This is a genomic window from Massilia niastensis DSM 21313 (genome assembly GCF_000382345.1).
Taxonomy (GTDB): Bacteria; Pseudomonadota; Gammaproteobacteria; order Burkholderiales; family Burkholderiaceae_D; genus Telluria; species Telluria niastensis.
Genome location: NZ_KB908079.1, coordinates 70399 through 90569, shown reverse-complemented (window position 1 = coordinate 90569; position 20171 = coordinate 70399). Strand labels below are relative to the sequence as shown.

At 69.4% G+C, this 20171-nt stretch carries 14 protein-coding genes; 9 read left to right on the top strand and 5 right to left on the bottom strand.

Annotated elements, in window-relative coordinates:
- Nucleotides 1–4: 4 nt before the first annotated feature.
- From H162_RS0103735 to H162_RS0103725, 3 genes are read right to left on the bottom strand one after another with little or no spacing between them, the layout of a single operon-like run.
- Complete coding sequence (locus H162_RS0103735; RefSeq protein ID WP_026354188.1) at nt 5–817, bottom strand: hypothetical protein; 813 nt, start codon at nt 815–817, stop codon at nt 5–7.
- A complete protein-coding gene (locus H162_RS0103730) occupies nt 807–1532 on the bottom strand; it encodes a hypothetical protein (protein WP_020652105.1) in 726 nt (241 codons plus the stop codon). Before H162_RS0103730 ends, H162_RS0103735 begins: the two co-directional genes overlap by 11 nt.
- A complete protein-coding gene (locus H162_RS0103725; protein ID WP_020652104.1) occupies nt 1532–2692 on the bottom strand; it encodes a sialidase family protein in 1161 nt (386 codons plus the stop codon). The genes H162_RS0103730 and H162_RS0103725 overlap by 1 nt, the downstream gene beginning before the upstream one ends.
- A gap of 276 nt (nt 2693–2968) precedes the next feature.
- Between H162_RS0103725 and H162_RS0103720 the strand changes: the two genes are divergently transcribed.
- Nucleotides 2969–4060 carry an MBL fold metallo-hydrolase gene (locus H162_RS0103720; protein WP_020652103.1) on the top strand — a complete coding sequence of 364 codons (1092 nt, stop codon included), beginning with the start codon at nt 2969–2971 and terminating at the stop codon, nt 4058–4060.
- Between the two features lie 25 nt (nt 4061–4085).
- Here H162_RS0103720 and recJ read toward each other — a convergent pair whose 3' ends face one another.
- Together recJ and H162_RS0103710 are read right to left on the bottom strand one after the other, a co-directional pair.
- On the bottom strand, nt 4086–5801 hold the full coding sequence (gene recJ, locus H162_RS0103715; RefSeq protein WP_020652102.1) for a single-stranded-DNA-specific exonuclease RecJ: 1716 nt from the start codon (nt 5799–5801) through the stop codon (nt 4086–4088).
- On the bottom strand, nt 5798–6823 hold the full coding sequence (locus H162_RS0103710; protein ID WP_026354186.1) for a hypothetical protein: 1026 nt from the start codon (nt 6821–6823) through the stop codon (nt 5798–5800). Before H162_RS0103710 ends, recJ begins: the two co-directional genes overlap by 4 nt.
- 157 nt (nt 6824–6980) lie before the next feature.
- On the opposite strand from H162_RS0103710, the gene H162_RS0103705 reads away from it, so the two are divergent.
- From H162_RS0103705 to H162_RS0103670, 8 genes are all read left to right on the top strand, one after another.
- The gene (locus tag H162_RS0103705; RefSeq protein ID WP_020652100.1) at nt 6981–8252 is read left to right on the top strand and encodes a lipoprotein-releasing ABC transporter permease subunit; all 1272 of its coding nucleotides are present in this window, start codon (nt 6981–6983) and stop codon (nt 8250–8252) included.
- 82 nt (nt 8253–8334) lie between these two features.
- Nucleotides 8335–9600 carry a lipoprotein-releasing ABC transporter permease subunit gene (locus H162_RS0103700; protein ID WP_020652099.1) on the top strand — a complete coding sequence of 422 codons (1266 nt, stop codon included), beginning with the start codon at nt 8335–8337 and terminating at the stop codon, nt 9598–9600.
- Complete coding sequence (gene lolD, locus H162_RS0103695; protein ID WP_020652098.1) at nt 9593–10297, top strand: lipoprotein-releasing ABC transporter ATP-binding protein LolD; 705 nt, start codon at nt 9593–9595, stop codon at nt 10295–10297. The genes H162_RS0103700 and lolD overlap by 8 nt, the downstream gene beginning before the upstream one ends.
- Nucleotides 10298–10299: 2 nt before the next feature.
- Nucleotides 10300–11103 carry a TatD family hydrolase gene (locus tag H162_RS0103690; protein ID WP_020652097.1) on the top strand — a complete coding sequence of 268 codons (804 nt, stop codon included), beginning with the start codon at nt 10300–10302 and terminating at the stop codon, nt 11101–11103.
- A gap of 130 nt (nt 11104–11233) precedes the next feature.
- Nucleotides 11234–14116 (top strand): type VI secretion system Vgr family protein, encoded by a 2883-nt coding sequence (locus H162_RS0103685; RefSeq protein WP_020652096.1) that lies wholly within the window; start codon nt 11234–11236, stop codon nt 14114–14116.
- Nucleotides 14117–14131: 15 nt separating this feature from the next.
- Nucleotides 14132–15871 (top strand): esterase/lipase family protein, encoded by a 1740-nt coding sequence (locus H162_RS0103680; protein ID WP_020652095.1) that lies wholly within the window; start codon nt 14132–14134, stop codon nt 15869–15871.
- Nucleotides 15868–17697: a T6SS immunity protein Tli4 family protein gene (locus H162_RS0103675; RefSeq protein WP_020652094.1), complete on the top strand. Its 1830-nt coding sequence runs from the start codon at nt 15868–15870 to the stop codon at nt 17695–17697. Before H162_RS0103680 ends, H162_RS0103675 begins: the two co-directional genes overlap by 4 nt.
- 22 nt (nt 17698–17719) lie before the next feature.
- A complete protein-coding gene (locus tag H162_RS0103670) occupies nt 17720–20065 on the top strand; it encodes a DNA internalization-related competence protein ComEC/Rec2 (protein WP_020652093.1) in 2346 nt (781 codons plus the stop codon).
- Nucleotides 20066–20171: the final 106 nt, after the last annotated feature.

Genomic DNA, 20171 nt, shown 5'->3' with positions numbered 1-20171 from the left:
AGGCCTAGCGCGCGGGGCCCGTCATGGCGCCGGCGCCGGCGCTGAGCAGCCATCCCACCAGCAGCAGGAAGACCAGGAACATCGCGAACAGCTTCGCCATGCGGCCGGCCTCCGGCGCGTGCTCGAACAGCGGCTGTTTGCCGTAGGCGATGCCGAGGAAGTAGGCGCCGAACACGGTGGCCAGGTAGTGCACGGAACCGAACATCTCGCCCAGTTCGCCCTTGCGCGGGTGCTCGATCAGCAGGTGCGACAGGATCACCATCAGCAGGTAGGGAAGCGATGCGGCCAGCGGCGGCAGGTAGAGGCCGAGCCGTTCGATCCATTCGCGGATCGCGGGGCGGGAACGCGCCACCAGCGGCAGGACCAGGTTGTGGGTGATGCCGGCGATGAAGATCAGCTTCAGCAGCACGGTCTTGTGCAGGCTTTCCTTGCCAAACGCGAGGTTGTGGATATTGGTTTCGGCCTGCTTGTTATGCTCGAGGAAGAACTCGGGCGAGGCGACGTTCAGGATGCGCTGGAACCAGGAGATTTCCTCGACCGCGGCCAGGGCCACCAGGGCGGTCAGGCCGCCGAGCGCCAGTACCGGCAGGCTCAGTCCCGGACCGCGCTTCCAGCGGTCGACAGTGACGAAGGCGAGCAGTCCGGCAATGACTGCGAACGTCAGAAACTGCATCCACTCGACGATTCCGTCCTCGACCAGCATGCGATCCAGGCTGGCCGGATCGGCCGACCACAGGATGCTCAGGAGGAGGATGAATGCGTTGACGGCGATTGCCGTCGCGATTACCGGATGAGTTAGCCAATTCCTATTTACCACCAAGGTGCTCCTTCAAAGTCGAAAAATGTTCTGCCGGCGCAGTGCGCGCGAGCGGCAGTTCGGGCGCCAGGCCGGACGGTTCCGGCTGGACGCCAGGGCGCGCGAAGCGCCGCAGCAGCCCGCGCAGCGCGGCGGCGACCAGGGCGGCCACCGCCCATCCCCACAGCAGCGGGTCGATCAGGGCGTCCCACAGGTTGCCGGACGGCAGGCGCAGCAGCGAGAACAGGGCCAGCGCGAACAGCCCCGCGCCCGCCTGCGGGGCGGCCTTGCCGCCCAGGATGGCGGCCGCGCAGCCCGCCGCCGCCAGCACCGCGAGCAGGGGCACCAGGGTCGGGCCGAAGCCGGCGTAGTAGAAGCCGCGCGTCAGCAGGCCGAAGGCGTCGAGATACAGCAGCAGGCCGGCGCCTGCCAGCGCGGCCGCCGGCGCCAGCGGCATGACGCGGGCCGGGGCGTCGCCGCGCCAGCGGCGTAGCAGCGCCACGAGGCACAGGCCCAGCAGCAGGCCGCTCGGGTACTGGAACGCCAGGCCCAGCCAGTAGGCGGGCGACATCGCTCCGGGCAGCGCCATCAGGACCGCCACGCCGGCAAGGATGGCGGCCAGCGCGGGTCGCGTCGGGCGCGAGGCCGGCCACAGGGACATGGCCAGGGTCGCGAGGACGATGGTCCAGGCAAACCGTCCGTAGACGACCTGCGACGCGAGCTCGGGTAGGCTCATCAGATACTTTCTCCTGCGATGATGCGGTAGCGATGGTGGGCGATGGCCCGGCGCTGGTGGGTATAGGTCACGTGCAGCTCGTCGCCGACCTGTTGCATGGTCGGGTAAGAGAATTCGTCGCCGGCCTGGCCGCTGGCGATGTCGGACACGGTGTGCCAGGTGTGCATGTCCTGCGACATCGAGAGGCGCAGGATATTCCGCGCGCCGCCCCGTTCGACGGGATTGTGCAGCATCAGGAAGCTGCCGTTGTTCAGGCGAATCACGGCCAGCGAGGTCTGGTGGTTCGACAGCGCCAGGGGCGGCAGGTCTTGCCAGCTCGATCCGCCATCGCGGCTGGAAGCGTGCTGCACCCGCTGTTCGTCGCTGGCGTCGCGCATCAGGGCGCGCACTTCGGTCGCCGACACCGGCACGATCGCCGGCTGCAGGGTCGTGGTGCGGGCGCCGATGCGCGCCAGCGCCGTCGGATCGCCGTTGGCGTCGAAGGACATCAGCATCGGATACTTGATGCCGATTTCGAAATAGACAGGCAGCCACCAGCCGCCATCGGCCAGCCCCACCGGCGAGGAGCGCACCAGGACGCTGGTATTGAACAGCGGCGACATGGGCAGTACGCGGCGCACCCCGAAGCTGGCGCCGTGGTCGGACGATACGGTGTGGACGATGCGCGAGGCCGCCCAGCCGCCCAGGCCGGTCGCGACCACGTACAGGTGGATCTTGCCGTCGCGGTCGGTCCAGACGACCGGATTGCCGATGCGGCGCACGCCGAAACCGAGCGCCGGCCCCAGCGATTCGCGGCTGGCGACTTCCCAGGGCGCGCTCCAGGTGCCGTTGGCCCAGCGCGAGGCGAACACCTTCACGTCGGGGCCGCTTTCGCGGCTGCCCGCCCACCAGACCGCCAGCATGCGGTCGCCGGGCAGGTTGGTGATCGAACTGGCATGGGCCGAGGGCACGCCCTGCGGCATCGGAATCTGCGATTGGGAAAGGGGAGTGAGGGCCACCCGCGCACCCGGCGCGGCGACGACGGCGCTCGGGGTGGCCGCCGCCCTGGCGGCGCGGGCCCAGCGTACGGCTTCGGTTCCCAGCACGAGCAGCACGACGAGGACGCAAGCCAGCAAGGTCCAATCGAGGCGGCGTGGCTGGGAAATCTTGGAACTCTGCATGCGCTTCCAGTAAAAACGGCAATGCATGCTCGTGACATGCACAACCAGTATTCATGTTCCCCTGCATCGCAATCCAAGCCCCGGCAGCTGGCGGCCAGTGGTCGATTGTATGTCGGTACCGGGCTGGATGGCGCGGTATTGGAACAGGCAAAGCTAGTATCGTACCGGAAATGGCCCCAAATGAACATCGGTGACATGTAACACCCGGGCATAGGCCGAAGGATGGGGCGCGGCAGGTCTTATACTGCTGGCAATCGATCACTCTTCCCTTGTCCGATGCCGATCAAAACGACCCGGATGTTCGTCGTGGCCGGCGCGCTGCTGGCCGGTTGCGCGAGCGTGAACCCCTACCACGACGCCAGCCGCCCGCACCATCGCCCGCATGGCTTCGCGAACAACTATCCGCCGAACCCGGCCTACCAGCGGCCGGACATCGGCTTCGTCGAGGCCTGGCTGGCCAGGATCAGGAACTGGTCGTCGGATCACGCCGGGCGCGCGCCGCTGGCGCCCATCCTTCCGGTCGAGCCGGACCTCGCTTTCATCCATGGCAACCCGGCCGAGCCGGCGCTGACCTGGATCGGCCATGCGACCTTCCTGTTCCAGACCGGTTCGGGCGTGAACATCCTGACCGACCCGGTGTTCGAGGAGCGCGCCTCGCCGCTGCCGTTCGCGGGTCCGAGGCGCCTGCAGCGGCCCGGCGTGCCGCTGGCGGGCCTGCCGCACATCGATGCCATCCTGATCAGCCATTCGCACTACGACCACCTGTCGGCGCAATCGCTGCGTACCCTGTACCGCCAGGCCGGCGGGCCGCCGCTCTTGATCGCGCCGCTGGGCGTCGACCTCTGGCTCGAAAAGCATGTCACCGGGGGCGACCGGGCGCGCATCGTGAAGCTCGACTGGTGGGACAAGACCAGCGTGCGCGGGATGGACGTGCACCTGCTGCCGGTATTCCACTGGTCGGCGCGCACACCCTGGGACCGCAACGCCACCCTGTGGGGCGGGTATGCGGTGACGCGCCCCGGGTTCTCGTTCTTCTTCTCGGGCGACCTGGCCTATTCGAAGGATATCCAGGATATCGCCGCGCGCTTCGACGGCTTCGACCTGGCGGCGATCGGCATCGGCGCCTACCAGCCGCTCTGGTACCGGAATTCCCATGTCAGCCCGGACGAGGCGGTCCGCATCCATCGCGAACTGCGGGTCCGGCGCAGCGTCGGCATGCATTGGGGAACCTATCCGATGGGGCAGGAGCGCCTCGACCAGGCGCCGCGCGACCTGGCCCTGGCGCGCGCCGCGCAGGGTGTCGCCGAGGACGCCTTCTTCGTCATGCGGCACGGCGAGACCTACCGTCCGCACAAGGAAGGGAAGTAGGCGCCGCCGCGGGCGCCCCCGGAGCTCAGGCCGGTTCGGCGTGTTCGACCAGCAGCTGGACCTTGGTGACGCCGTTGTACTCGTTGGCGTCGAGCCGGAACGCCACGCGCGCGCGCTCGCCCAGGCTCTCGGTATGCCCGAACCAGATCGCGTCGTAGCGCCGGCCATTCCGTTCCAGCAGGAGCTTGAGGTGGCGCTCCTTCAGGATGCGCTGGCTGACCACGCGGAACTCGTCGCAGAACACGGGCGGGGCGAAGCCCTGGCCCCAGACCTGGCCATCCATCAGTTCGATGAACTGGGTCGAGTAGTACTCGTCCTCGAGCGGGCCGTCGGTCTCGACGATGCGCTCCAGCTCCGCCTCCGTCAGCCAGGCGCGGCCCACGGCCTCGAAGGCCTGGGCGAAGGCGTCGAAGGCGTCGGCGCGGATGCTCAGGCCGGCCGCCATCGCGTGGCCGCCGAACTTGTCGATCAGTCCCGGCACGCGCTTCGACACCAGGTCGAGCGCGTCGCGCAGGTGGAAGCCCGGGATCGAGCGGCCCGAACCCTTGATCCAGCCTTCGCCGGCCGGCGCGAAAGTGATCGTCGGACGGTAGAATTTTTCCTTCAGGCGCGAGGCGACGATGCCGATCACGCCCTGGTGCCAGCCTTCGTCGAACACCGCGATCGTGCTCGATCCGGACGGCTCGAAGCTGTCCAGGTGGAGCAGGGCGGTGTCCTGCATCTCGGCCTCGATCTCGCGCCGCTTCAGGTTGATCTCGTTGAGCTGCTGGGCGATGGCCCAGGCCCGCCCCTCGTCGTCGGTGACCAGGCACTCGATCCCGAGCGCCATGTCTTCCAGGCGGCCGGCGGCGTTCAGGCGCGGGCCGACGGCGAAGCCCAGGTCGAAGGGGGAAGCGCAGCGCGCCTCGCGCCCGGCGACGCGGAACAGCGCCGCCACGCCCGCATGCATGCGGCCGGCGCGCATGCGCTTGATGCCCTGGGCGACGAGGATGCGGTTGTTGGCGTCGAGCCTGACGACGTCGGCCACCGTGCCCAGCGCGACCAGGTCGAGCAGGCTGTCCAGCTTGGGCTGGGTCTGGGCGTCGAACACGCCGCGCCGGCGCAGCTCCGCGCGCAGCGCCAGCAGCACGTAGAACACCACGCCCACCCCCGCCAGGTTCTTGCTGGGGAAGCCGCACTCCGGCTGGTTCGGGTTGACGATCACGCGCGCCGGGGGAAGGCAGTCGCCCGGCAGGTGGTGGTCGGTGACGACGACCTCGATGCCGCGCTGGTTCGCCTCCAGCACGCCGTCGATGCTGGCGATGCCGTTGTCGACCGTGATGATGATGTCGGGCGCCTTCTCGCGCGCCGTCAGCGCGACGATCTCGGGCGTCAGGCCGTAGCCATACTCAAAACGGTTCGGCACGATGTAGTCGACCCGGGCGCCCATCGCGCGCAGGCCGCGCAGGGCGGTGGCGCAGGCGGTGGCGCCGTCGCAGTCGTAGTCGGCCACGATGGTCATCTTCTTGCCGGCAGCGATGGCGTCGGCCAGGAACACGGCGGCCGCGTCGATATGCTTCAGGCCGGCCGGCGGCGACAGCGCCGCCAGCTCGCTCGAGAGCTCGCGCGGATCGCACAGGCCGCGCGCGGCGTAGATGCGCGCCAGCACGGGATGGACGCCACCCTGGCGCAGCAATTCCGAGGTGCGGAAGGGGCAGGGGCGGATGGCGATCCGGGTGTTGGTACTCGTCTTGGTGCTCAAGTCAGTCGTTCCAGTGAAGGCCGGCGCCAGAACATGCGCTGGGCCATGGGGGTGGTCGTGAATTCGGCGAGGCCTTCGCGGCTGCTCAGCACGAGGCGCAGCGCGCGCACGCGGCCCTGCTTCAGGGCGGCGTACAGGGGCGCGAACAGCTTGTCTTCGAGATGCTGCATCTCCAGCACCCAGCGGCCCCAGTCGGCGGCGATCGCCGCTTCGGACAGGTTGCCGGCCACCAGCAGGGTGTCGGCGCCGATCGCGCCGTCGAGCTCGTCGAGCGAGCCGAGGCGGCGCCCGGCCAGCGCATCCAGCCAGCCGGGGGCGGCGAAGGTGGCGAGCCCGGGGGCGTGCGCCGCCGGCGCCTGGCCCGGGGCGCCCGCGCCCCACAGCCAGAACGCGTTCACGGCCGGCAGCCGGCGCGCCTCGCGGGCGGCGTTCGCCGGATGGGTGTACCACAGCATCTGCACTTCGTTCTGCAGGCGGCGGTAGGCGATCGCCCGTTCTCCCCTGGGCATGAAGTCGGTCAGGTCCATGCCGACCGCGGTGTCGGGCGTGGCGGTGTCGAAGCCGGCCCAGTCGTCGGCGCGCAGGAACCAGGTCTGGGCGTCGCCATAGGCCAGCGCATGGCCGGCCTCCTCGCACAGCGGGCGGGCGGCCTCGAACAGCGCGCGGCTGTCGTCCTCGCCCAGGCCCAGGTGGCGCAGGTCGGCCATCATCAGGTGGCTGCGCGCGATCTGGATGTGGGCCGGGTTGAGGATGAACCAGGTGCCGCCGCCCGGATCGAGTCCGAAGCCGCGCATGGCGGCCGCCGCGAAGGCCGGCCGGCCTTCGGCGCCGGCGCCGAGGGCGCGCGCCAGCCATTGCTCATGCGGCAAGGCGCGCACGGCGTCGCCCACCGGCAGGCGGGCGTGCGCCGAAGTGCGCGTCAGCAGGGCGGCGAGCGCCGGTGTGTCGAGCGCGCGCACCAGGTCGGGAGCAAATTCGGGAAGAGGAAGTGCGTAAGGCAGGACAAGCGTAATATGGGCCATCCCGTCATTTTAGGGCAAATGGGCCTTGCGCGAGAACTGCGGCATCGGCGCACCCGCACAATCTTGTGAAGCCGATCACATGGTATTTTTAACAATCCATTCCACGGATGAGCTTTGTCTGGCAAACTGCGGGCCTGGCGAATATGAATCCGACACCATGAGCACCACCCACAAGCTTCCCTACGAATGGCAGATCGGCCTGCGCTACACGCGCAGCGGCAAGCGCAGCGGCCGCAACCGCTTCATCTCCTTCATCTCGATGGCCTCGGTGGCCGGCATCGCGCTGGGCGTCGCCGCCCTGATCGTGGTGCTGTCGGTGATGAACGGCTTCCAGAAGGAAGTCACCAACCGCATGCTGTCGGTGCTGTCCCACATCGAGGTCTACGACGCCAGCGGCGGCATGCCGGGCTGGCGCACCGAGGCCCAGGAAGCGCTGCGCAACCCCGAGGTGCGCGCCGCCGCGCCCTTCCTCGACGCCCAGGCGATGCTGCTCAGCGGCGACGTCATGAAACCGCTGCTGCTGCGCGGCGTGGTGCCGGCCGACGAGGCCAAGGTGTCCGACGTGGCGCGCCAGATGCGCGAAGGCAGCTTCGAGGCGCTGAAACCCGGCTCCTTCAACGTCGTGCTCGGCCGTGCGCTGGCCAGGTCGCTGGACGTGAAGGTGGGCGAGCGCGTCACCCTCCTGATGCCGTCCGGCGCGGTGCCGGGCCAGGATCCGAACGCGCTGCCGCGCACCCGCGCGCTGACGGTGGCCGGGATCTTCGAGGCCGGGCACTTCGAATTCGATTCCTCGCTCGGCTTCATCGACCTCGACGATGCCCAGCAGGCGGTGGGCGTGAGCGCCCCCAGCGGCCTGCGCCTGCGCCTGGCCGACCTGCACCAGGCGCCGCGCGTGGCCGAGGAGCTCAGGCGCTCGATGACCGGCGAGCTGCTGCTGCGCGACTGGTCCCAGGTCAACACGGTCTGGTTCGCGGCGGTGCAGTCGCAGAAGCGCATGATGTTCATCATCCTGACCATGATCGTCGCGGTCGCGGCCTTCAACCTGGTGTCGACCCTGGTGATGTCGGTGCGCGACAAGCAGGCCGACATCGCCATCCTGCGCACCCTGGGCGCCTCGCCCGGATCGATCATGAAGATCTTCATGGTGCAGGGCACCCTGGTCGGGCTGCTGGGCGCGGCGCTGGGCGTGGGCTTCGGCGTGCTGGTGGCCCTGAACGTCGACCTGATCGTGCCCTTCATCGAGCGCGTGCTGGGCGTGCACTTCCTGTCGCAGGAGGTCTACCTGATCAGCGAGATGCCGTCCGAACTGCGCTGGGACGACGTGTACTGGATCGGCGGCGTCGCCGTGCTGCTGTCCTTCGTGGCCACGCTGTACCCGAGCTGGTCGGCCTCGCGGGTGAAGCCGGCCGAGGCCCTGCGCTACGAATGAGGGGCGCTTCGACGGCATCGGCGCCTGCCGCCGGCGGGCGTTGTATGGCACACTCCGGAACCAAGAAACCGCATGAGAGCACATGAGCATCATCCACACACTGCCGTATGAATGGCTGGTCGGCCTGCGCTACACGCGCGCCGGCAAGCGCAGCGGCCGCAACAGCTTCATTTCCTTCATCTCCCTGATCTCCGTGTCCGGCATCGCGCTCGGCGTGGCGGCCCTGATCATCGTGCTGTCGGTGATGAACGGCTTCCAGAAGCAGGTCACCGACCGCATGCTGTCGGTGCTGGCCCACATCGAAGTCTTCAACCCGGACGGCGGCCTGCCGGACTGGCGCGAGGCCGAGCGCCAGGCGTTGAGGCATCCGGCGGTGCGCGGCGCCGCGCCCTTCGTCGAGACCCAGGGCATGCTGCTGCGCGACGGCGCGATGCGCCCGTCGGTGATCCGCGGCGTGCTGCCCGAAGAGGAGCACAAGGTGTCCGACGTGGCGGCCAAGGTCCACCAGGGCAGCTTCGACGCGCTGCGGCCGGGCGCCTTCAACATCGTGCTGGGCTATGCGCTGGCGCGCCAGCTGAACGTCGGCATCGGCGACAAGGTCACGATGCTGCTGGCCCAGGCCCAGACCACCCCGGCCGGCATGCTGCCGCGCACCCGCAGCTTCACCGTGGTCGGCATCTTCGAGGCCGGCCATTTCGAATCCGATTCGGCGCTGTCCTTCGTGCACATCCAGGATGCGCAGCGCATGGAGCGCCTGGCGGCGCCGTCCGGCCTGCGCCTGCGCATCGCGGAGGTGCGCGATGCGCCCCAGGTGGCCGAGGAGCTCAGGAAATTCATGCCGGGCGAGCTGGTGATGCGCGACTGGTCGAAGCTCAACGCCAACTGGTACGCTGCCGTACAGACCGAAAAGAAGATGATGTTCATCATCCTGACCCTGATCATCGCCGTGGCCGCGTTCAACCTGGTCTCGACCCTGGTGATGACGGTGACCGACAAGCAGGCCGACATCGCCATCCTGCGCACGCTCGGCTCGTCGCCGCGCTCGATCATGAAGATCTTCATGGTCCAGGGCGCGGTGGTCGGCGTGCTCGGGACCCTGGCCGGCGTCGCCATGGGGGTGGCGGTGGCCCTGAACATCGACGTCATCGTACCGTTCATTGAAAACCTGTTGGGAGTGCAGTTCTTGTCGAAAGATATTTACCTGATCAGTACCGTTCCGTCCGACCTGCGCTGGCCGGACGTGTCCCGGATCGGCGCCATCTCGGTGCTGCTGGCCTTTGCCGCCACGCTGTATCCGAGCTGGTCGGCCTCGCGCGTCAAGCCGGCGGAGGCGCTGCGCTATGAATGACCTGAACAAGATGTCGACGCCGGTCCTGTCGTGCCGCGGCCTGGGCAAGACCTTCAAGCAGGGCGACTACACCGTGCAGGTGCTGGACCGGATCGACTTCTCGGTCTACCGCGGCGAGCGCGTGGCCATCGTCGGCGCTTCCGGCTCCGGCAAGTCGACCCTGCTGCACCTGCTGGGCGGCCTGGACACCCCCAGCACCGGTTCCGTCACCCTGCTGGGCGAGGACTTCGCCAGCCTGTCGGAATCGCGCCGCGGCGAGCTGCGCAACACCTCGCTCGGCTTCGTCTACCAGTTCCACCACCTGCTGCCCGAATTCTCCGCGCTCGACAACGTGATGATGCCGCTGCTGATCCGGCGCGAGAAGCGCGACCTGGCCCTGCAGCGCGCCGAAAAGATCCTCGGCCGCGTGGGCCTGGGCAAGCGCGTGGTGCACCGTCCGGGCGAACTGTCGGGCGGCGAACGGCAGCGGGTGGCGCTGGCGCGCGCCCTGGTGACCGAACCGTCCTGCGTGCTCGCCGATGAGCCGACCGGCAACCTGGACCACACCACGGCGCAGACCATCTTCGACCTGATGCTGGAACTGTCGCGCACCCTCGGCACCGCCTTCGTGATCGTCACCCACGACATGGAGCTGGCGCGCCGTTGCGACCGGATCTTCCGCCTGACCGAGCATGGCCTGCAGCTGGTGGAGGCCTAGCCATGTGGATCGATACCCACTGCCACCTGGACGCGCGCGAGTTCGACGGCGGCGGCGTCGCGGTGGCGCGCGTGGCGCAAGCGGCCGGGGTGTCGATGATCGTGGTGGTGGCGGTCGAGCGCGGCAACTTCGACACCGTGGCCAGCCTCGCGCATGCGGCGCCGAACGCCTGCTATGCGCTCGGCATCCACCCGATCTGCGTGCCCCAGGCGCGCGACGAGGACCTGGCCGTGCTGCGCGGCGCGGTCGAGGCGGCGCTGGACGATCCGCGTTTCGTGGGCGTGGGCGAGATCGGGCTCGACTTCTTCATCCCGATGCTGTGCGAACCTGCGATGCGCGACAAGCAGGAGCGTTTTTTCCGCGAACAGCTGCGCATCGCGCGCGACTTCGGGCTGCCGGTGCTGACCCACGTGCGGCGCTCGCAAGACCAGGTGCTCAAGCACCTGCGCCAGATCCGCCCGCCGGGCGGCATCGCGCACGCCTTCAACGGCAGCTTCCAGCAGGCGCACAACTACATCGACCTGGGTTTCCACCTCGGTTTCGGCGGGGCCATGACCTTCACCCGCGCGCTCCAGATCCGGCGCCTGGCGACCGGGCTGCCGCTCGAGGCGATCGTGCTCGAAACCGACTCGCCCGACATCGCCCCGGCCTGGATCCATCCGGGGCGCAACAGCCCCGACCAGCTGCCGCGCATCGGCGCCGCGCTGGCCGCCTTGCGCGGCGTCAGCGAAGACGAGGTGCGGCTGGCCGCGCACCGGGCTTCTCTGGCGGCAATTCCGCGGCTGTCCAGGCTGATCGGCGCTTGATCCGCAGCGCGACCGGACTTGCGCCGGTAAGTTCAGGTCGGGCTGGCTGATCGGCAACAAGGCGGCCGGGTGCCGCTCTGTCAAGATGTCCACTTCGCTGCCGCGGCGGCTACCTGGACAGGAGACAGACTTGGACAGCGCAAGCGAATTCCTGCGCATGCTTCAGCACGAGAAGTCGCTGACGACCGCCCACCGGCCGATCCGCCTGCGGCTGGGGCATGCCGACCATCTTGCCGACGAAGTCCTGCTGCCGCAGCGGGTCAGCGGCAGCGAAGCGGTGTGCGGCGGCATCGACTACGTCGTCACCTGCGTCGCCGCGAGTCCCTACCTGCCGCTCAAGGAACTGATCGCGCTGCCGGCCGAAGTCCTGCTGGTCACCGACCGCGGGCAGCTGCGCAGCGTCTGCGGCATCGTGGCCGAGGCGCGCGCCGGCGACTACGACGGCGGCCTGGCCGTGTACCAGCTGGTGATCCGCGATGCGCTGGCGCTGATGGAAAAGCGCATCAACAGCCGTGTGTTCCGCTACCAGAACGAGCTCGAGATCGTGCAGCTGCTGTTCGACGAATGGACCCAGTCGAACGCCATCCTGGCCAGCGCCTTCGACTACGAGCTCGATCCGCTGTTCGACATGCGCCAGTTCCCGCCGCGCGAGCAGACCATGCAGCACAACGAATCCGACGCCGCCTTCGTGCGGCGCCTGCTGCGCCGGCGCGGCGTGGCCTGGTACTTCCGGCCGGGCCATGCGCGCCAGGGGCATGCGCGTGCGGCCGGCGCCGGTCCGGAACATGCCGGCGCGGAGTTCGACGGCACGGCGCCTGCCGCACCCGCCGAAGCCGGGCCGGCGCGCGACGGCGCGCCGGCGCATACCCTGGTGCTGTTCTGCGACCCCCACTCGCTGCCGCGCTCGGGTGCCGGCACGGTGCGCTACCACCGCGACGACGCCGCCGAGGAACGCGACACCATCGTGTCCTGGTGCGCGGCGCGGCGCCTGCAGCCCGGCAGCACCACGCGCCACAGCTGGGACTACCGCAATCCGCTCGGCGCCCAGTTCATGACCACCACCGCGCGCAGCATGGCCGACCAGGGCCGCAGCGGCAACCAGCTGGCGGCCACCCTGGACGACTACCTGGTCGAGATGCCGCATGCCGGCAACGATGTCGAAGACCACTGGCGGCTCGGCCAGGTGCGCATGAACCGGCATGAGTTCGAATCCAAGTGCTTCCATGGCGAAGGCTCGGTGCGCGACCTGCGCGCCGGCGAATACTTCACCCTGGCGGGCCACCCCGAGATCGACGCCCACCCGGCCTTTGAACGCGACTTCACGGTCACGGCCCTGCGCATCGAGGCCGAGAGCAACCTGCCGGCCGAGCTGTCGGCCCGGGTGCGGCGCCTGATGGGGCCTTGCCACGGCGCCGGCGGCCTGCTGCGTGCGGATGGCGCGGACGGCGCGTCCGGCCTGGACAGTTCGCGGGTGCGGATCAGCTTCGACGCGGTGCGGCGCGGCATTCCGCTGGCGCCGGCCTTCGATCCGCGCACCGACCTGCCGCATCCGCAGCTGCAAAGCGCGATCGTCACCGGTCCGCCGGGCGAGGACGTGCACTGCGACGCCCTGGGCCGGGTCAAGATCCGCTTTCCCGGCATGCGCAGCGCCGACCACCGGCACGCGCACGGGGCGGGGGCTTCCGATACCCCGGCCGATTCGGCCTGGGTGCGGGTCGCTTCCAACTGGGCCGGCAACGGCCCGGGCGCCCAGCAGCAGTCCGGCGCCCTGGGCCTGCCGCGCGTCGGCTCCGAAGTGCTGGTCGCCTTCCTCGGCGGCGACCCCGACCGGCCGGTGATCCTGTCGCAGCTATACAACCAGCGCGCCCATCCGCCGGCCCTGAGCCGCCTCGGCGAGCTGCCGGGCAACCGCTACCTGTCCGGCATGCGCAGCCGCGAGATCGGCGGCCAGCGCGGCAACCAGCTGTGCTTCGACGATACCCGCGGCCAGATCAGCGCCCAGCTGGCCAGCGACCATGGCGCGAGCCAGCTGAACCTGGGCTGGCTGACCCACCCGAAGGCCAACGGCGCGGCCGAGGCGCGCGGGGAGGGCGCGGAACTGCGCAGCGACCAGTATGTGGCGGTGCGCGGACGCAAGGGCGTCCTGGTCACGGCCGAAGCCGCGCCCGGGGCGGAAGGATCGCAGATGGCGCGCACCGGCCTGGTCGCGCTGGCCGACCTGATGCAGGGCGTGGTCGACGAACTCGCCAGCCTGGCGCAGCAGCACGCGGGCGAGGAGCCGGGCGCGGTGCGCCTGGCCGAACTGGCCGAGCGGCTCAGGCGCTGGGATGGCGGCTCGAACATGGCGCCCGACGCCGGCGGCGCGGCGCCGCTGGTGGCCGTGACGGCGCCGGCCGGGCTCGTGCTGGCCAGCCAGGACGGCGTGGCGCTCGGCTCCGAACGGAAGGTCGACGTGGTGAGCGGCGGCGACGCCGAGCTCACGGCCGGGGGCAATATCCTGGTCCGGGCCGCGCGCGGCGTCAGCGCCTTCGCGCATGCGCTGGGCATCAAGCTGGTGGCCGCCCGCGGCAACCTGACGCTCGAGGCCCACCAGGGCGCGGTCGACATCAAGTCCTCGGGGCGGATCAGCCTGATCTCGGCCGAGGCGATCCACCTCGAGGCGCCGCTGGTCCGGATCGTCTCGCGCGGGGCGCAGACCGACTGGGCCGACGGCACGATCACCCAGCAGTGCAGCGGCGGACACGCGATCCGGGCGGCGTCGGTCGAGCACACCGGACCGGGCGGCGGCAACCCGGCGGCGCCCGGCTTCGCCAGCACCAGGATGCGGACCGACGAGCGCCTGGTGTTGCGCCACCTGCAGACCCGCGAGCCGATTCCCAGGCAGCGCTACATCGCCCACCTGGACGACGGCAGGACGCTCGAAGGCGTCAGCGACGAGCAGGGACGCACGGCGCTCGTGATGAGCGACGCGCTCGGGCCGGTGCGCTTCGAACTGCTGCCCCGGGACGCTTGAAAGGCGCGAACCGTCATGGCCGAATCGACCAGACCGCTGCCGCCGCTCGTCCCCTTGTCCCATGGCGGATGGGAGGTGAACTCCTTCCTGTCGTCGCCGGCATACACGATCCGGGGGCTGGGGCTGATGCCGTCGAATACCATCGTTCCGGTGATCGTGGTGCCCGGCATGATGGGTTCCAACCTGAGGGCGAAACTGCTGCCGCGCCTGGGACGAATCCGGGATGAACGCAACGAGCTGGCGAAACCGGGCGAGCCGGTGTGGCGTCCGCCGAACGGCGTCCAGGAAAGCATCCAGTCCGTACTCGACTGGCGCAAGCTACTGCCGGAGAGCCGCCAGAAGCTGTTTTCCGCAGCGTCACTGGAGGTGGACGGAACGGGCCCGGTCTCGCTACCGGACGCCGATGACGGCTATGTCCTGACGCAGGCCGAAGTGCGCCAGCGCGGTTGGGGCGAGGTGCACGCCGATTCATACGGTCGCTTGCTGTATGCACTGCAGATGCGCCTGAACCAGACCTTCCGGTATGACGAGCGGAATCGAAGGCGTCTCGTCAACCCGCACTGGAAGGCAGTCATGGCCTGCGATCCACGCAGATGGGGGGTACGCGAGTTCGCGCCGCTGACCGAAGCACACCTGGTGAAACACGCCGCGCACTACTATCCCGTTTATTGTGTCGGCTACAATTGGCTGGAAGACTGCGGCGCGTCGTCGAAGCGGCTCGAACAGCGCATCCTCGAGATTCTCGCGTTCTGGACAAGGGCGAAGCGACGCTGCGACAAGGTCGTTCTCGTCACGCACTCGATGGGTGGGCTTGTCGCCCGGGCGTGCGCCAAGCGTATCCCCGACAAGATTGCCGGCATCATCCATGGCGTCATGCCGGCGCTGGGCGCGCCCGCCGCGTATCGCCGCATCGCCTGTGGGACGGAAACCTCGAATCCGAGCAACGGAGCCATTGACGACGTGTGCGCGCATGGCCTGGCAAAAATCCTTGGAGACTCGCCCGAGCAGACCACCCCGGTGCTGGCGACTTCGCCCGGCGTGCTCGAGATGCTTCCGAACCACCTCTATCCACAGCCCTGGCTGCACGTTCGGGTCATGCAGGGGGGAGGCGCCACTGCGTTGTCGGGAGGGGGAGCCCAGGGCAATGGGATCGGATCCAGGGCGGCAGCCAGTGACTATCTGCGCCTGCCTGGCGGCAAAGTCTCGAATCCCTACGACCTGTACCGGGACATGAGTACATGGTATCGCCTCGTGAACCCGGCATTGGCTGATCCCATGGGTAAATACAGAAAAGACCCGCGGGGCGTGCAGCATGCAATTGAATCGGCCATTGGTATTGCAGAGGATTTTCATCGATCGCTGGGCGATTACTACCACCCGAATACCTATGTGTTCTATGGCGATGACAGGGACAAGCTCTCATATTCCCAGGTGAGATGGATCGCGCGGCATGCGCCGGGATCGGCCACCGCGCTGACCGCGGCGAACATCGCCACGGCGCGTTTCCTCGGGCACTCCCCGGATGGCCAGCGGCGCGTCCTGGTCGGGGGGAAGACCGAGCTGCATTTCCGGCCGGAGCCGCAGGATGCGCATGGTGACGGCACGGTTCCGCACCAGTCCGGCGCGGGTCCGGCTGGCAAGGTCAAGCAGTTGTTCGCCGCGCGCGGCGTCGACCACCAGAACGCCTACAAGCACGAAGACATCATCATGCTGACGCTGCGCCTGGTCGTGAAGATCGTGCAGGAGACGCCGTGACCCGATGCCGTCGGAACGGGCTGGCAATCACGCTGGCCGCGATCGTGTTCGCGTGTCTGGCGGGCACCTGGGCACTGGGTGCGGTGCGGGATCAACAAGAGGTGGCGCGAATGACCCAGAAGATGAAGACCGTGTGCATCGGCAGATTGTTGATCGACATGCCCGAGGATGCACGGATCGAGCTCACCCGGCCGAGTGTCGATGGATTCGATATCGGGACGTTTGAAGAATCCAGCGAAGCCTTCCAGGCGCGCCTGGCGGACCGCGAGGCGCAAATACGGGCTATGCCGGATCGTTCGGGCGGAACCAGGAACATGGAACTCGCCAGGGATGTGAAGACCGACAGCGGGCTCATCGGCAAAATCTTTGTGCATGGCCGCACCGTGACCGAAGGCACGCGGGCAAGAGGACTGGAACTGGAACGCTATCGATACGAAGGTATCGATGTCGAGGCCCTCGTGCATGCGGACGGCGTCAGCATCGACCTTGCGGCGAACAACTATTTCCCCGATCTGATCGAGAACCTGCCGAAGCTCGTGTCCCAGCTCGTTGCGAATCCTGGAAACCGGGTGCCAGCCGAATCGGGATATTGCGTCGACCGCGCCTATATCCGCGATCCGCTGAGGGCGGACCAGGGTGAGCAGATCATGATGTTCGCCCGGCTGCCGAGCAATCCGGATGTCGAGTTCATGCTGATCCTGGCCGCCGGAAACGCTCCCGGTGAGCAGGGACTTCTGGAGAGAACCAGGGACCTTCCTTCCTGGTTGTCAGTGATCGACAGGTGGCGCGTTTCCACGCTGCGCGCTACTCGGCGGACGATAGGCAGCATGGACGGCGAGGAATTCGTGGAGCGAGTCGTCGAGAAGAACGACGCGGTCGTCTACAGTTTCATGTGGGAGGCGCCTGGGACGGAAGATGATGTGTTCGATCCGCATATCTCGTTCAGTATGAGCACAGGAAAGGGAAACCATGTCGCGGTTCCCTCATCCTTGTCGCAGGGTGCCGCGCTTGGCCTGTGGGACCGAATCCTGTCCAGCATCCGGATACGGCCTACGGCACTGCCCGGGAGCAGTCCGGCCGAGCCGCCGACCCTGCCCATCGGCACGTATGCCTCCGCCGGCGATACCTGTCCCCAGAGCGGCTGGTGGCTGTGCAGCGACGGCGGCGCCGGCGCGGGCGTCTGCGGCGGGCAGCGCCAGTTCCTGAAGAAGGGCCAGCGCATCCCGCAAGCCCTGCTGCTGCCGCCGCCCACGCTGTGGCAGCGCCTGCGTGGATTGCAGCCCAGCTTCGAAAGCAGCATTCCGACGGTATGGACACTGGCGGACAAGCGCAGCAGCGTCCGTCTTCCACCGCCGCGCGGGCTGGCCCCGGCAGCGCCGGGCCCGGAGGCGGGCGCGATTCCGGCATCGGCGCTCCCGATGGCGAGCGCCGAGGCGCCGATCGGCAGCGTCGCCAGGACCGGAGCGGCCTGTCCGGCCAGCGGCTGGTGGCGCTGCGAAAACAGCCATGCGCTCGACGGCACCCGCTGGTTCGCCGCGGGGAGCCTGCTGCCGGCGGCGACCTTCCGCGCCCAGTTCCACGGGCGCGCGGCGGGGCACCCGGAACTGATCCATCGGCGCAGCGCCTGGCAGCTGGTGCGGCATGCCGATGCCGGGGGCGCCGACCAGGTCCTCGCCGTCCGCCCCGTGGACCCGGGCCATCCGGTCAGCGGCCGGTCCGACGCCAATCCCGCGGGCGCGGTCCCTGTCGATGCGGCCGACCCTGGAAACAAGGGCGGCCCCGATTCCGGCCGCCGGGATGGCGGCAATGGACCGCTGAGCAGCTGAGCTTGCGGAGGCGGAGGAAGGAATGCGCGCCGCGATCCTCGCCTTCGTCGCCGGCGCATCCTGGCTGCAGACCCGCGCCGCGCTGCCGGATGCGCCGGTGCTGGCGGCTTGCCTGTGTGGCGCCGCAGCCGCCTGCGGCTTCCTGCGCGGGCAGTTGCGCGCCGTGACGGCGGCCTGTCTGCTCGGGGTGTGCTGGGCCGCCTCGATGGCCCACCTGGCGCTCGGCCACGGCCTGGCGAAGGCGGACGAGGGACGCGACATCGTGGTCGTCGGCACGGTCGGCAGCCTTCCGCATCGCTTCGATGGCGGCGTGCGCTTTCATTTCGAGGTCGCGTCGGTGGAGACGGCGGGCATGGCGGCGCCGCCCCGCGTGGCCTTGTCCTGGTACGGCGGCGCCGAGGCGGGCGCGATCCGTCCCGGCGAACGCTGGCGCCTGCTCGTGCGCCTGCAGCGGCCGCACGGCAACGCCAATCCGCACGGCTTCGACTACGAAGCCTGGCTGCTGGAGCAGGGCGTGCGCGCCACCGGCTATGTGCGCGAGGCGGGCGGGCGCAACCGGCGCCTGTCGGCGTGGGAGCCCGGCCCGCGGCATGGCGTCGAACGCCTGCGCGCGCTGCTCAGGGAGCGGATCCTGGCGGCGCTCGACGGCAAGCCCTACGCGGGCGTGATCGTGGCGCTGGTGATCGGCGACCAGCGCGGGATCGCGCAGTCCGACTGGGACATCTTCAACCGCACCGGCATCAGCCACCTCGTCTCGATCTCCGGCCTGCACATCACCATGGTGGCCGGCCTGGCCGCCTGGCTGACCGCCTTCCTCTGGCGCCGCTCGTTCTTCACGCAGGCCCAGCTGCCGCTGCGGCTGCCGGCCCAGAAGGCCGCCGCCCTGGCGGGCGCGGCGACCGCGCTGCTGTACGTGCTGCTGGCCGGTTTCGGCGTGCCGGCGCAGCGCACCTTCTACATGCTGGCGACGGTCGCGGCCGCGCTCTGGCTGGGCCGGATCGCCCTGGCGTCCCATGTCCTGTGCCTGGCGCTCGGCGTGGTCGTGCTGCTCAATCCCTGGGCGATGCTGTGGCCCGGATTCTGGCTCTCGTTCGGGGCCGTGGCGGCGATCCTGTATGCCGGCACCGGCCGCCTGGGCCCGGCGCCGGCGGGCTGGCGCGGGTCGCTCCTGCTCGGGATGCGCACGCAATGGGCGGTCACGGTCGGGCTGGTGCCGCTGACGCTGCTGCTGTTCGGCCAGGTGTCGCTGGTCAGTCCCTTGGCCAACGCGGTGGCCATTCCGGTGATCAGCCTGTTCGTGACCCCGCTCGCCCTGGCCGGCAGCGTGCTGCCGTCGCCGCTCGCGGACTTCGTGCTCGGCACCGCCCACCTCGCCATCGAGCTGCTCGCAGGCGGGCTCGCATGGCTCGCGGCGCCGAAGCTGGCCGTGTGGAGCGCGCCCGCGCCGCAGCCCTGGATGCTCGCGCTGGCGATCGCCGGTACCGCCTGGCTGCTGGCGCCGCGCGGCTGGCCGCATCGTTGGGCGGGGTTGGCGGCCTGGACGCCGCTGTTGACCCAGCTGCCGGCGTCGCCGCCGCCGGGCCGGTTCACCGTCACCGCCTTCGATGTGGGGCAGGGCATGGCCCTGCTGGTCGAGACGCACCGGCACCGGCTGCTGTACGACACCGGGCCGCAATACGCGCCGGGTGCGGACGGCGCCAGCCGCGTCATCCTGCCCTACTTGCGCGGGCGCGGCATCGGACGGCTGGACAGCGTGATCGTCTCGCACAGTGACCTCGACCACGCCGGCGGCGCGCTGGCGCTGCTGGGCGCAGTGAAGGTCGGAGAATTGATTTCCTCGCTGCCCGGTGAACATCCGGCGCTGCGGGCCGCGGCGCGCCACGTGCGCTGCCAGGCGGGCCAGCGCTGGCAGTGGGATGGCGTGCTGTTCGAGATGTTCGGACCGGATGGTGCGAGCTATGCCGATCCTGGGCTGAAGGCGAATGCCCGCAGCTGCGTGCTGCGCGTCAGTGCGCAGGGGAGGGCGATCCTGCTTGCCGCCGATATCGAGGCCGCCCAGGAGGGCGCGCTGCTGGACGGCGGTGCCCGGCGGCTGCGGGCGGACGTGCTGCTGGCGCCGCATCACGGCAGCGGGACTTCCTCGACCATCGCTTTTCTACAGGCTGTGAGACCGTCGCTCGGAATTTTCCAGGTGGGCTACAGGAATCGCTACCGGCATCCCAAGCCGGAGGTGTACGCGCGCTACCAGGCGCTGGGCATCCGCCGGGTGCGCACCGATGAAGCAGGCGCCGTCACCATCACCTTCGGGAACACGATCGCACTGTCCGAATTCCGGTCGAGCCATCCCCGCTACTGGCATGGCCGTTAGCACTGCCCCGGGGCGCCTCCCAGGCCGTACTCCGGTAGCGGCCGGCAGGTCTCGACCGCCCCCCGACGCCCGGAAACGGGCGGAACGTCGAGGGAACGAAGGACAG